We start from the raw sequence: 12,249 nt of genomic DNA on the forward strand, positions 1-12,249 counted from the left end.
AGTTATGCCCCTACGGGCGATTGGTCCGCGACGCCGCGGTAGGTGAAGCTGGTCGGGACCGTATAGGTCGCCGACTCGGTAATGGTTGGGCCCTGCTCAAGTGGCTCGGTGAGCAGGCCTTCGAAGCCGCTGCGGCTTAGCTCTGTATCAACCCGGAACAGGCTGCTCAGCTCGTCGACCAGTGATTCGGCAACGCCCAGGGGCTGGCCTGCCGGGCAAACGATGCTGATCTGATAGACGCCGGTGTATTCGTAGGCGTCGCCGCCCAGGTATCGGCAGGTGGTGCTGGCCGGCAGCAAGTAGGCTCGAAGATAGGTCTCGCCGGACCCTGCCTCGAATCCCTCTTCGAAGTTGGCGACCCGAATCGGGCGCGCCGTCGCCCAGGCCATCAGCTTGATCTCGATGGCCTGACGGGCTCGCGCATGGCTCATATGCTGTTGTTCCTGATGGCTTCGTCGACGATGCGCTGGAAGTTGGCCAGGGTGACCCTGACCATACCGGCTGGCGCCTGGGTTGAGTGGCCGTATTCCAGCGGCACCGCGTAGGCCAGGTTGTTCACGATGTAGGCCGTCTGGCCGATGGTCAAAGCCTGTACCTGGCTGATGAGCGCGGCTATGGCTTCGCTGCCCGACGGGTCGATGCGGTCCAGTTCTTCGGTTGACGGCGAGTCGATGGAGAACTGCCAGTTACCCCGGAAGCGGCCACCGACGTAGCCCTGGCCGGATACCAGACCATTGACGTAAAAGTTCTGGTCACGCTCGGTCTTGGTAAGCGGCTTGGCGTAGCGCACGCCCCGCCTGAGGTTGCCCGACTTGGTGAAGTTGCTCGGATTCTGGTTGATGGCCTCATTGCGCGCTGCGACCTTGGCGTCATAGCGGCCAGCCTCGGCAGTGCGGGCTTCTCGGTGCGCCAGGTTTGCCGCCCAGATCTCCGGATTACCCACCGGAGACATACGGATTACGCTGCTGCCAATCTCGATCACGATCTCGCGGAAGGTGGCGTCCAGCGCTTCCTGGGCCTGCTCGGCGAAAGCGCGGATGCTCTCGGCGAACCCACCCTCAAGCCCGCCATAGCGCTGGGTCATGTGTGATCCGCGTGACATGTCACTTCCTCAGTTGGACGGTCCAGGTGGCCTTGGCTGGATCTTCGGAGACGTTGAGCGTCCGAAACCCGCTGATCAGGTCACCGATCTTCGGTTCTGCCGCGATGGCGGTCACCGCATCGGCCTGCCCTTCGAACAATTCGTTCTGCAGCACCAGGAGCTTCACATCCTGGGTCTGGATACGTGAGCCGTCGATCTCCTTGGCCAGGTAGCTGCCGAACACGCCACGCCCGGTGTAATGCACAGTCGACGCCGGCACCGTGCCGCCGATTGCGGGGTCGTAGCCGCCCTTAATGGAGCGCGTCCCCGCCACCGGCCGGACTGCATCCGCAAGGCCGTCTGGATCATCGAACGCTTCTTCCAGGTCGGCCTGGATTTCTTCTCGCATCCCCATTTCAAATAAACTCCAGCCAACCCCATGACAGAGATCGGACATGACAAAAAAAGCTGAATGCGAGATGGCGATACGCCAACTGGCTCACACCTGGGCGGGAACTAAAGAGCAACCGCCAGGCTGGCATCCGAGTTTCGGAGAGTTCAAAAACTGGCTTCGGGCCCAAGGTTATGGGCACTACCTTGAGTTCAGGAGCGTGATGCCCGCGAACGATGTAGCTGAGCAGTGGTTTGATCAGGAGCTGAAACAGACCTGGCGTAACTGAAGGTAGTTACACCCGTTTCAGCAGCACGGTGCCCGGGCGGCGGGTCCATGGCGCGATCAGATCTAGCGCGAAGTTTTCCCCGCTCGAACGCTCCACCGAGCCTGCAACGTAGGTCTTGCTGGTCGATGTTCCGGACTGGGCCGATACGGTCTTGCTCTGCACCTCGCGCTCGGTGTCCTTGTAGAGCTTGCCGGCCACAGCCAGCTTGGCCACCTGGGCCCCAGCGGACTTGATGGCGTCCGGTACCACCTCGGGCACCGCGCGCTTGATCTTGGCCGTGAGCCAGGCGTTGGCCATGGCCACGGCGAGGACCGCATCACCGTCGCCTGCCCAGCCCTGCCCGAGCCTCTGGTCGACATCAGCAACGGTGATGAAGTCGGTCATGGCTTAGTCCTTCGACGGGATGAGGGCCTGCAGATCGGGCTTGTTGAGGGCCGGGTCGAAGGTGATGCCCTGAGCCGTCAGCCACTCCTTGAGCTCTGGCACCTTCATCTTGTGAGGGTCGGTCTCGTCGCCGCCCTCTTCTTCGATCGCCTTGTCGATCTCGGCCTGGCTGCTGACTGGGGCATAGCCGTTCGGTGGGTAGGTCGACGCCTTGTAACCCTCCGCCACCCACTGGGCGACGGTAGGGCCGTCCAGGCGCAGGCCTTCCTCAATCTCACTCACGCTAATGCCCTGACGCTGGTAGGCCTCGCTGATGTGCGGGGCGTCGCCCTGCACGGACACCGAGGTAGCGCCGTCGATCACGCCGAAAAACTGGTCCAGACGGCGATAGCAGGTGCCGCGCTCGCTGCCCGGGGTGTTGGTGTAGATGACTTTCATGCTGATCTCCTGCGCAGGGCGCCAGGCCGGCGCCCCGCATCATGGGGTCAAGGAGTGGCGGTGCCGCTGATGACCGCTGCGAACGGAACCTGCTTGCGATCGAAGACGCGCTTCCAGTTGGCCGCCGATGCGTACTGCGCGGCGGTCGGGCTCAGGTTGCGGTTCTCGCTGCCCTGCCAGCTGAAGCCGGCGGGCTGCAGAATGTAGGTCTTGCGCTCCCACAGCACCTCGGCACCACCACCGTTGCCGCCGTCGGCCTTGCGCTGCATCTCCACCGGCATGTGCGGATCGCCCTCGCCGTAGCCGAAGGCCCCTTGGCCGAAGAACAGCGAGAGGAACTGACCCGGGGCGTAGGTCAAGGCGTCATCCATGAACACTGGCTTGCCCAGGTAGGTGGCCAGGATGATCTTGCCCTGCGAGTCGCGCAGGTACTCGATCATGTCCTGCTTGACCATCTGGTTCATGACGACCGAGTGCACGCCGATGGCGCCGAACATGTCGGCGGCGTCGCCGGCGGTGAAGGCAGCATCCTGGAAAGCGTTTGCACTGATCGAGGCGCCCGCATCCTTGACCATGTCGCCGCCGTTCTGGGCGATGTTGGCCGCGATGATGCCGCGGCCGGCGCCCATCAGGTAACGCTGCCACTGGCGCGTCCAGTACGTGCCGAAGCGGTTGCGGATGTGCTGCATCGGCTCGGAGTTGGCCAGCTCAGCAGTGAGGTCGGAGACGCCGTAGCCTTTGTTGAGATACAGGGTCCGGGCGCGCATGCTTCCCTGCTCGGCCTTGCCAACAGCGCCCAGGTCGTCGGGGTCATCGTTGGAGATGTTCGGCGCCTCGTCGGCGTCGAGATCCTGCCAGTAGCTGATCTCGGAGGTGCCCTGGCCGTTCTTGGCGATGTTGTCCAGGGTGGCCGAGCGGGTGATGATGCCCGACTCGTAGACGGCGGTCTTTTCTGGAGAGTTCACCGGCTCCAGAGTGCCGTAGTAGTCGGAGACAAAGATGTCCGACAGTTGGGTAGATGCCATGGGTTAGGTCCCTCGGGTGGCTTGGAGTTTTTTGTAAGCTTCGGGGTTGTCACGGGCGATCGCAGCGCGCTCGGCCTCGGTGTACTCGCCCCACTTCTTCGTGGCCTTGCCACCGTTGTCGCCGGTCTGTCCGGCACCCTGAGCCCTTGGCCACAGGTGGGTAGCGGTTTCGCGCAGCGATTCCGCCCATTCGAGGGGAGACAGCGGGGTGTTTCCGTCCTTCCCATACACGACTTCGCCTGCACGGTTAGTGGCAACGGGCTCGCCGTCTTCGCTCAATTTGAAAGTGCCGCGGGCGCGGAGGATGATGTCCTCGGCAGCCTCAGGCAGCGCGCCAGCCTTGATGGCGGCAGCGCGGATGGAGTCGGCCAGCACCTTGTCGCTGTACTTGGCAGCAAAGGCCTCGGCCTTGTCGGCACGCTCGTTGGCCGCCTTGACCTGCTTGTCCAGGTCGGTGCGCAGGCGCTCGGTGCGACGGCTGATGACCTCGTCCAGCTTGCCCTCGGCAATCAGCTTGGTCTCTTCGTCCTGGCCGGCCTTGGCCAGCAGACCCTTGACCGCTTCGATGTCCAGGCCGTCGAACTGGCCTTTCAGCTTGTCCAGTTCGGTCTTGATGGTCTTGTTGGAGCCGATCAGCTCGGCATTCTTGGACTTGAGGCCCGAGACCTCACCGTCCAGGAATTTCTGCACCTCGCCGCCGAGCGCGGCTTTCAGCGCGGCAGTTTGAGTTTCGTCGAGGGTGAGGCCGTGGGCGGCCGGGTCAAAGTCAAAAGGCATTTTACTATCCCCTGGGGATTGATGAACCCGCCTTGCGGGCATAAAAAAACCCGCCGAAGCGGGTTAGGTTCTAGAAATACCGCAATCGCAGCACCTCGGCGAACTCGTCAATGTAGGGCGGACTATCAATACCGTGAGTGTCCTTGATGAGCTGAGAGTACCCAAAGCCATTGTCGTTGGCCTTTTCTTTTAAGTCGGGATGAGAGCTCAAAAATACCAATATCTGGTCAAGCCGATCATCCGGCAAACGCTTCTGCGATAAGGCTTGAGCCACAAGCTTGCGCAGCTCAGTGACTATTTCGGCTTGACGCTGGAGTTGACCAGCTTTGCTTGCTGATGCGTGCCGATGGAATATGTCGATCACATCTGCTTCTTCAAGAGACGTTAAATTGAAAAGCATTGCTAAGCCCTCCTGGCAAGCAATCATGATAACCGCTCAGCTCGCTCAAAAGCCAAAGGCTCTAGTTTTCGCATCTCATCTAACGTCAATGGCTTGAAGTTCTTATCCAGTTGCAGTGAGGCAAACCGCTCAGCCGTCAGTCCGCCATCCCGGAACAGCTTGGCTCGCACCGGTCCCAGCGCCGCGTCTTGGAAAGATGCAGGCTGCGTTTTCAGCCACTGGTAGTAGCTGAGGCTGGCCGAAACCTGCGCGCCGCCAGATGCGCCCACGGAGGCGCGTGTGGCACCCTTCGCGAATGCCGCTGATAGCCTGGTGATCGGCGTGATGGTCGTCCGACAGTTGATGTGGAAGGGCGGCACCGGCCCCTTCCCTATTTCGAACTCGCGCCCGTCCAGGCTTTTGCACTGCTGGCTGGTCTTTCGGTCGAGGGTGGCCACGATGCGGTAGCCTGGGACGAACTCGGCGTTCGCGGCCAGGGTCTCCATCCGCGCAGTGGCGGACACATGCTGCACTGCGGTCTGCACGACGGACCGAGCGTTGCGGTTGCTCACCGCCAGCACGCCGTCCGTAAAATTCTGCGCCGCGGTGCCCCGGATGGCCTGAGTGATCTCCGCATTGGTCTGGCCCTGCACCACCCCAAGCCGTATGGCGTTGGTCACCCGGGTAGACTCAGTGCGCGTCCAGCCGCTTAGGAAGGGCTTCAGCAGCGTACCGCCGTCGATCCCTGCTACTTGAAGAGGCTGCGTATTGATCGCGGCCCGGATCAGCGAGTCGGTCGGCATGATGGCGTCGATGAGTAGCGCCTTTGACAGGCTCCGGCTCTCGAACGCGGCCAGGTAAAGCGCGATGTCTACTAGATCGGCCTGCATGCGGTCGCCGAACGCCTGGTAGATGCTCAGCAACTTGCCGCCAACTCGGCCTAGGAACTCCTCAAGCCGGGTTCGGCTGTAGGTCGTGAGCTCCTTACGGGTCAGCTGGTCCCGCACTTGGGTATCCACCTGGCGCAGGACCGTCTCGAACTTCTTCACCTCACCCGCTTTAAGCCGCTCCAGCAGCACCGCGTGCCGACTGACCTGCTCCAGCAGGATCTCGTCCGCCGTTTGCGTCGGTTTCGTCGCCATCGTCTTTGTCCAGGTTGATGCCGGCCGACTCACGCTCATCGCCGATCAACTCAGCCTCTTCGTCGTAGGCCCGCTCGGGCAGCTTGCCGGTGGTAAGGTACTGCCAGTAGGTCTCGGCGCTGATCGTGCCGGCCATGACGCTCTTCTGCAGCTCGGCCAGCACCTGGGCGTTGACCTCGGGGATCACAAACTCCGGCTTGACCGTGAAGACCACGTCGTCCGGGTTGTAGCCAGTCCACTCGGCGGCGTATCGCAAAGCCTGCTCAATGGCTGCCGCTGCGGTTATGACGATGCTGTGCAGCGTGGCATGCTGGTCGTTCTGGCGCGTCTTGCGTGCCTCTCCCGACTCGGTCCCGGACACGTCCATGACTTTGGCGCCGGCTTCAAGGGCTGCGCTTTTCTGGTCGGACATGGCGGTGCGTACGGCCTCGACGCCGGCGCCTTGGAACTCCAGATATCCGCACTGACCGTTTGGGCCTAGGTCCCAGGCCGCCGATGGGCCGGTTACACTCAGCTCGACGCTCTCGTCTAGACCCGATACCCACGGCTGCGGGTGGCTGGTCTGGTGCAGCGCGGTGAAGTAGTCGGCGCTGAGCTGGTAGGACTTCAGCGCGGCCCTGGCCATGGTCAGCAGTGGGATCTCGTCAACGTCTGGGGAGTTGTCAGTCGAGCCGCAGTAGATCACTGGGATGTACTCAAGCCCGCGCACCAGCTGGTTGCCGGTGCCCACTGTCCCAAGCGGGCGCTCATCCTCGATCAGCTCGCCGGCCTCATTCCGCACGGCCGTGTAGCAGACCTGGTCATGCATGAAGAACTCGCGGTACACGATCTGGCAGTCATGGCTGTAGCGGTCCTCCGCCTTCTTGCGGAACTCGCGGAACACAGCCAGCACTAGATCCTGGCGCCCGCCTTGATCGGCGGTATCCCAGTTAATACCGTTCCGAGCAGCGTAGGTTGCAAAGTAAGGCTGGCCCTGGTCGTCCACGTTGACCACCAGAGGCACACGGCCGTGGGAGATGGTCTGCCGAACGATGCGCAGGAAGAGTTGAGTCAGGCCGAACCCGTCAGCGGTGGCGTTCTCTTCCACGCCCTTGAGCCCGCTGGGCAGCTTCACCTCAGGAATGAGCCGGGAGACCAGGCCCATCATCGAGCGCAGCGAGTCGCGCACCCAGTGCTCGTACTGGGCCCGTGCAGTGTAGTTCTGGTAGAGGTAGGCATTGCCCTGGCCGTCCAGCTTTTCGGCCTCGACCATGCCGCTAGGCTTGGGCAGATTGCGTGGACTGCCCTTGATGGCGCACTCGCCTTCCAGAGCATCGTCCATCATCCGCCACTCTTCGATGTGAGCATCGTACTCTGGGTTGGTGGATTGAACAGGCATTACGCCAAACCTCCGATGCGGCGGGTGCCGGCGAACTGAGTCTTGATCGGGAACCGCTTGGCGATGAAATAGCCTGCGGCGTCGTTCATGTGGTCGTGACCCTTCTTCGGGTCTTTGTCCGGCTCGCCCTTGTCCGTGTAGGTCTGGCGCTCCAGGCACTGGGTGAGCTGCGGGCACTGGTCAATGTTGACCTTCAGGCGGCGCTCTCCGTAGGTGTTCAGGAACATGGAGTTGACCGCGTTGATGCGGTCCTTCACGCCAGGGTTCTGCGAATCGACCACTACGGTGAAGCCGGCCTTTTTGAGCAAGGACAGGTCCGATTCACTGGCATTCTTGCTGCTGGTGTTCTGGCCGCTGGCGTCTGGATACACGGAGATGCCATGCCCAGGAAATCGCGCCTTGATCTTGTCGATCATCTCCGGCGTATCGCGCACCGAATGGAATTCGTCCAGCGCCAGCGGCAGGCCGTCCCGGACCACGTACACGACCGCGGCCATCTTCATGACGTTGAAGTCCATGCCGATGTGTAAAGCCTCGCCTGGCTCGATACGCGCGCTGGTCCGACACTCATTCCGGTCAAAGGTGTAGTAGACGACACCCGCGTAATTCTCGAACCCAGCCTCGTATTCCTGGCGGAACGTGCGCGGGTCCATCTTACGACGAGCTGCGTCCAACTCCTCAGCCGGGACGTTGCCACCCTGCAGCGATGTGTACTGCCAGCTCTTGTGGTCAGGCTCGCCACCTGGTTGGCCATCACGGTAAGTGTCGTAGCAGTGGTTAAAGCCCTTCGGTGTACCGATCCGCAGTGCGTGGCCACCCTTCCGGGCCTCCCCTGTCTGCGCGATCGTGTACTGGCACGTCGAAAGCATCGGACGCAGCACTTCTTCCCATGCTGCCCATGGGCAGTCGGCCCACTCGTCCACTAGGACGAAAAACAGGCCGGAGCCGCGCAGGTTGTCGTAATTGTCCAGACCGACCACGCGCATGATGTGTCCGGACTTGAGCGTGATCGAGCACTCGGTTTCGTTCGGACGGGTCGCGCGCCACGCCTCGGGGATGGCCTGCTTCAACCGGCGCCAGAACACCCGCTTGGCCTGCTTAAACGTCGGCGCGCCGTACCAGATCTCGTCCTCGACGCTCACACCCCACTCCGCAGCCAATCGTGCCGCGCGGCGCATCTCTGCCTTGCCGAGGAAGGTCTTGCCGAATCGACGCCCGCACACCGCATCACGAAAGCGAGCCTCAGGCTGGAAGCCCCAACAGTAGATGTTCGCCTGTTTCGGTGTCAGCTTTACCGGCGGGTCATAGGTGCGGGGTAGTCGGGACATTCTCATCTGGCTCCAGCGTGTACTCAGCAACGGCGTGCTGCTGGTCCGACTGGGAGCCCAAGGGCTTGTCGGGTTCGATCTTGCGGTTGACGTACATGTAGCCGCATTCCTTGGCCGCCTGCTCGTAGAGTTGGGCGCTGAGTGCAATGTTGCGCATGCCCTCTGCTTTGTCAGCCATGCGGTTCAGACCTCGCAATCGGTAGGCCTTGTTGGCAATGGGAATATCGATGATGTCCTCGCGAAAGCGCTTACGAGTCTCTTCGAACAGCTGCTTCCATTTGGCCGCAAGACCTTTACCAGAAACCTTCGTCGGATCATGCGATTCGATTTGCTGACGAGTGATTGCCAGGCCAAATTCCTTTTGGACCGACTCGGCAACTTGGGAAGGCGTGTCAAAGCAGGCCAAGGCCTGAATTACGAAGACCTTCACCTCACTTGATAGGGCTGCCATAGGCGTTCATCCGTCCAAACCTGTCCAAAATCAGGCCGACTTGAGTAGACAGGTTCCGCAGGCCCTCGTAATGTTGATCTTGGCCACCTCAGGCGGCCGGCTTGCAGCGTCGATCAGCTGCTGTACGTCGTTGCTGGCACCGTAGCGCCTCACCACACCAACGAACTCTTCGACGTCGTGCCCGCGCATCTCCAGCTTGGGCAGACCGTCCTGGGTGAACTTGGGTGCACCGTACTGATCGGTCGCCTGGGCGATGTGGTAGAGCTCGTGTTCGACCAAAGCGCAGAACTCCGCGTCGGTGCATTGGGCGCAGTAGTCAGCCGCCAGGGTGATGAGGAATTGGGGCTCTTCGCCGAACCATTCCCGCATCTGCTGCTCTTGGCGTGCCTTCTGCCACCCGCCTGCACGGAACATCACCTGCTCTGCCTGGCCCAGCACAGTGCGACCTTGCTTAGCGAATGATTGGGATGCCCATAGCACCTGAACGCTGGCATCCAACAGATGAGCGTGATCGGGGTTATGCAGGCTGCCGGTGTCCGCCAGGATCAAAGTGTTGATCCAGTCCCATACCTCAGGAGCCGGGCGCAGGGTGAGGAAGATCTGATTGGGCAGATCGCATGGAGGGTTTGGCCTGCTCATAACGACGCTACTCTTGAATTGATGGATCCTGGCCGGTATTGATGTCTGCAAATTCACGAGAGCCAGCGCGGGAATAGGACAATGCTCAAGAAGATGATTTGCTCACTGTTCAGAGCAACACCAGTAAAGCCCGTAGCAGCTGCATCGGAAAGCAACGCGAGTCCTGTCATGCCAGATCAGCGGAGTCTCGCAGACTATTTCAAAGAGGAAATTGAGAAGTGTCCCTTTATCCAGGAGTCTGGACGCATGATGGTACTGCTCGACTTTTTACACGTGGAAAAGCTGAAAGACGGGATACCCCTCACGACAGATGAGAAAAAATCTCTGGGAATAAACGCTCGTCTCAAAATCACAAGCAGCCACTGTCAGGCATTGACGTTGGAAGGTCTGCGTCTAGGCCCTAAAGAGGTAATGAACCCGTTGTACTACCGAGCAACATTTGACCATAACCGGCATCAGCAGATTGCCAAGATGAAAAGCCTTGGCATCCTGCATTACAGCCCGATGACGTGCGGCGATGAGCGCGACTGTGATTGGTGCATGTCGATGAATGGAAAGCTGCTCTCAGTTGACGTTGATTTTGTTCAATTGCTCAAACAGAACTGTACATGTGAGTACTGCCGTTGCGTACTCCAGGCAAAGATCGACATTTAACCCACCATTTTGCGGGTCTCTGCATGGGCATGCCCGTGCAAGATAGCGACGAGCAGCCCCTGAGGCAGTCCTGCTTCCTTGGCTGCATCGATCGCCTTGATCAGCGCCGAGTCGAGCGCATTGGTAGCGGCCACCACGTCGGCAGGCATCGGTAGAACATGACGCAGGCGAGTGACATTCGTCATAGAGGTCTCCGCGCCACGAAACGGCGCATGTCGATTTCGTGGCGCGGATCAAGGTGTCACGCGGTTGAGCGCTTCCCCTGCCCGATCTACAGCTTGGTCTGCCTTGTCTGCTGCTTGGGTGGCTGTCGTTGCGGCTTTCGACGCCTTGGCCGCTGCACTACCCGTCTGCTTGGCCAGTTCATCCAGGCGCTGGTCGCGCTGTAGGCTTGCTTCGTCATAAGCGGCGCGTATCTCGGCGACTTGCTCCAGGTAGCTTCGGGCAAGGGCCCATTGAGCAAGCTGATAGCCACCGAACCCGCCACCCACTACAAGCAACAGGGCGATCATCCAAACCTCGATGCGCCGCCACCAGCGACGAGCAATGAACTCAAGTGCGCATCTGTCCATCACGACATACCTCCGAGCTTGGTACGCAAGCGGGCGATCTCTTCGCTTTGCAGCGATACGCGCTCAGTGAGCTGGCCAACCTGGCTGGTCAGAGCCTCGATCTTCCCTTCCATACGCCCAACGGTGGCGGCTAGGTCGTTGCGCTCCTTGGCGAACTGATCGGCCCGGGCCTCGGCAAGCTTGCGGGCCTCGCGTTCCGAGTCGAGCAGTTCGTTTAGGCGGCGCACCGTGCCGATATCGGCGTTGTCCATTGCGCGATCGGTCGCATCTTTCGATAGGAATTTGCGCAGCCAAAGGAAGCCGCCCAGCAGGACGGTGCCCGTACCGCCCAGCCAGGTGGCTGTGCCTGGGCCGAGGTCAGTTGGGTCCATTTCTTACTCCGCGGCATGGCCCTCTAGGACCTTGAGATGTAGAAAAGCCCGCTCATAGGCGGGCTTATGCACTCGTGAAGAGCTTCTGCAGATGGCCATCCATAGCTAAGCTCGTTTAGTCAACATGCGGCCACGGCTCGACACCAGTAGCGTTCTGAAGATGCTGTTTCACTGCGGATTCGGTTCGGTAGACGAGCGAAATCACATGGCTCAAGTACTGGTATCCAAGCACTTTCGCTACATTCCCTTCATCACGGATACGGTGGGCAATATTCCCTCGGACGGTGATGTACTCGTCGAGTTTTTCCATGGCCCGAGCTGAGGACATCTTCTGCCAATTCCAGCTATCGCTGATTTTGGGAATGCCAAGCAACTCAGAAAACAAATCATTTATTGGCTTCGCTTTGGGAGTGTTGAAGCCACCCAGCCACTTTTCCATGACCGAATCCTTGTGCAGCTCGAGAACATGGCGCCAGCCTTGATCCGCGATCTCCCAAAGCCGTGCCGGGTCTTTCTGCTTGTGGAGTTCTGCGACGGCGTAATTTCTGACTTTTGCAGGAATCGCACTGGAATCGGCCGCATGCTCTAACAAGAAGCTAAACGCCTCCCGCGCCAGGTCCTCGACATAGGACTCCCAACAGGCAGTGACAAAGATCACGACAGATCTGTTGAGCACCTCCACGCCGTATTTTCTGCCGCGCCCTTGGCCCGCATATTCTTCATGGATTTGCCAGAGCTGTTCAATATCCGCTTGATTGTTTTGGAAACTGGTGAGTGCGAGAGACATCTTCGGTCCTTGGATGATGTGTTTTAGCCATCATACCTTACCAGCCTACCCATATTGCGCAGAATTTAAGCCTCGGGCCTCATGATGGAAACAGTGCGTTAACGCCAAAAAAAGCCCAGATCAATGCTGGGCTGGATGCTCATATTTGCCAAAGGCAAAACTC

General features: G+C 60.3%; 19 protein-coding genes. 2 read left to right on the forward strand and 17 right to left on the reverse strand.

Going from position 1 to position 12,249, the window contains the following annotated elements; translation table 11 throughout:
- Window positions 1-2: 2 nt before the first annotated feature.
- From IAE36_RS13305 to IAE36_RS13315, 3 genes are read right to left on the reverse strand one after another with little or no spacing between them, the layout of a single operon-like run.
- A complete protein-coding gene (locus tag IAE36_RS13305) occupies window positions 3-431 on the reverse strand; it encodes a phage tail terminator-like protein (RefSeq protein ID WP_201212856.1) in 429 nt (142 codons plus the stop codon).
- On the reverse strand, window positions 428-1,102 hold the full coding sequence (locus IAE36_RS13310) for a hypothetical protein (RefSeq protein WP_201212858.1): 675 nt from the start codon (window positions 1,100-1,102) through the stop codon (window positions 428-430). The genes IAE36_RS13305 and IAE36_RS13310 overlap by 4 nt, the downstream gene beginning before the upstream one ends.
- Window position 1,103: 1 nt before the next feature.
- Window positions 1,104-1,496, reverse strand: coding sequence for a hypothetical protein (locus IAE36_RS13315; protein ID WP_201212952.1), 393 nt, complete (start codon window positions 1,494-1,496; stop codon window positions 1,104-1,106).
- A 40-nt stretch (window positions 1,497-1,536) separates the two neighbouring features.
- Here IAE36_RS13315 and IAE36_RS13320 point away from each other — a divergent pair, with 40 nt between their 5' ends.
- Complete coding sequence (locus IAE36_RS13320) at window positions 1,537-1,761, forward strand: hypothetical protein (protein WP_201212860.1); 225 nt, start codon at window positions 1,537-1,539, stop codon at window positions 1,759-1,761.
- Window positions 1,762-1,767: 6 nt separating this feature from the next.
- On the opposite strand, the gene IAE36_RS13325 is transcribed toward IAE36_RS13320, so the two are convergent.
- The 10 genes from IAE36_RS13325 to IAE36_RS13370 all read right to left on the reverse strand — a co-directional run bounded on the left by IAE36_RS13325 (window position 1,768) and on the right by IAE36_RS13370 (window position 9,702).
- Entirely contained in the window at window positions 1,768-2,145 is a 378-nt protein-coding gene (locus IAE36_RS13325; protein ID WP_201212862.1) for a hypothetical protein, read from the reverse strand.
- A 3-nt stretch (window positions 2,146-2,148) separates the two neighbouring features.
- Window positions 2,149-2,583: a hypothetical protein gene (locus IAE36_RS13330; protein ID WP_201212864.1), complete on the reverse strand. Its 435-nt coding sequence runs from the start codon at window positions 2,581-2,583 to the stop codon at window positions 2,149-2,151.
- A gap of 47 nt (window positions 2,584-2,630) precedes the next feature.
- A complete protein-coding gene (locus tag IAE36_RS13335) occupies window positions 2,631-3,608 on the reverse strand; it encodes a major capsid protein (protein WP_167055707.1) in 978 nt (325 codons plus the stop codon).
- Window positions 3,609-3,611: 3 nt separating this feature from the next.
- Window positions 3,612-4,385 carry a hypothetical protein gene (locus IAE36_RS13340; RefSeq protein WP_201212866.1) on the reverse strand — a complete coding sequence of 258 codons (774 nt, stop codon included), beginning with the start codon at window positions 4,383-4,385 and terminating at the stop codon, window positions 3,612-3,614.
- A 70-nt stretch (window positions 4,386-4,455) separates the two neighbouring features.
- On the reverse strand, window positions 4,456-4,785 hold the full coding sequence (locus tag IAE36_RS13345; protein ID WP_201212867.1) for a hypothetical protein: 330 nt from the start codon (window positions 4,783-4,785) through the stop codon (window positions 4,456-4,458).
- A 23-nt stretch (window positions 4,786-4,808) separates the two neighbouring features.
- Window positions 4,809-5,906 carry a minor capsid protein gene (locus IAE36_RS13350; protein ID WP_201212869.1) on the reverse strand — a complete coding sequence of 366 codons (1,098 nt, stop codon included), beginning with the start codon at window positions 5,904-5,906 and terminating at the stop codon, window positions 4,809-4,811.
- Window positions 5,824-7,284 (reverse strand): DUF4055 domain-containing protein, encoded by a 1,461-nt coding sequence (locus tag IAE36_RS13355; protein WP_201212871.1) that lies wholly within the window; start codon window positions 7,282-7,284, stop codon window positions 5,824-5,826. Before IAE36_RS13355 ends, IAE36_RS13350 begins: the two co-directional genes overlap by 83 nt.
- On the reverse strand, window positions 7,284-8,612 hold the full coding sequence (locus IAE36_RS13360) for a phage terminase large subunit family protein (protein WP_201212873.1): 1,329 nt from the start codon (window positions 8,610-8,612) through the stop codon (window positions 7,284-7,286). Before IAE36_RS13360 ends, IAE36_RS13355 begins: the two co-directional genes overlap by 1 nt.
- Complete coding sequence (locus IAE36_RS13365; RefSeq protein WP_201212875.1) at window positions 8,587-9,063, reverse strand: DUF2280 domain-containing protein; 477 nt, start codon at window positions 9,061-9,063, stop codon at window positions 8,587-8,589. The genes IAE36_RS13360 and IAE36_RS13365 overlap by 26 nt, the downstream gene beginning before the upstream one ends.
- Window positions 9,064-9,093: 30 nt before the next feature.
- Window positions 9,094-9,702 carry a putative metallopeptidase gene (locus tag IAE36_RS13370; RefSeq protein ID WP_201212877.1) on the reverse strand — a complete coding sequence of 203 codons (609 nt, stop codon included), beginning with the start codon at window positions 9,700-9,702 and terminating at the stop codon, window positions 9,094-9,096.
- Between the two features lie 81 nt (window positions 9,703-9,783).
- Here IAE36_RS13370 and IAE36_RS13375 point away from each other — a divergent pair, with 81 nt between their 5' ends.
- Window positions 9,784-10,356, forward strand: coding sequence for a hypothetical protein (locus IAE36_RS13375; protein WP_201212879.1), 573 nt, complete (start codon window positions 9,784-9,786; stop codon window positions 10,354-10,356).
- On the opposite strand, the gene IAE36_RS13380 is transcribed toward IAE36_RS13375, so the two are convergent.
- From IAE36_RS13380 to IAE36_RS13395, 4 genes are all read right to left on the reverse strand, one after another.
- On the reverse strand, window positions 10,353-10,541 hold the full coding sequence (locus tag IAE36_RS13380) for a hypothetical protein (protein WP_111475764.1): 189 nt from the start codon (window positions 10,539-10,541) through the stop codon (window positions 10,353-10,355). The two genes, IAE36_RS13375 and IAE36_RS13380, sit on opposite strands and share 4 nt — an antisense overlap.
- A gap of 48 nt (window positions 10,542-10,589) precedes the next feature.
- Window positions 10,590-10,928, reverse strand: a complete 339-nt coding sequence (locus tag IAE36_RS13385) for a hypothetical protein (protein WP_201212881.1) — start codon at window positions 10,926-10,928, stop codon at window positions 10,590-10,592.
- On the reverse strand, window positions 10,928-11,299 hold the full coding sequence (locus IAE36_RS13390; RefSeq protein WP_049696622.1) for a hypothetical protein: 372 nt from the start codon (window positions 11,297-11,299) through the stop codon (window positions 10,928-10,930). Before IAE36_RS13390 ends, IAE36_RS13385 begins: the two co-directional genes overlap by 1 nt.
- A 115-nt stretch (window positions 11,300-11,414) precedes the next feature.
- Complete coding sequence (locus tag IAE36_RS13395; RefSeq protein ID WP_201212882.1) at window positions 11,415-12,086, reverse strand: HEPN domain-containing protein; 672 nt, start codon at window positions 12,084-12,086, stop codon at window positions 11,415-11,417.
- Between the last annotated feature and the right edge of the window lie 163 nt (window positions 12,087-12,249).

Origin of the sequence: Pseudomonas sp. S36 (assembly GCF_016647875.1) — a bacterium.
GTDB lineage: Bacteria > Pseudomonadota > Gammaproteobacteria > Pseudomonadales > Pseudomonadaceae > Aquipseudomonas > Aquipseudomonas parafulva.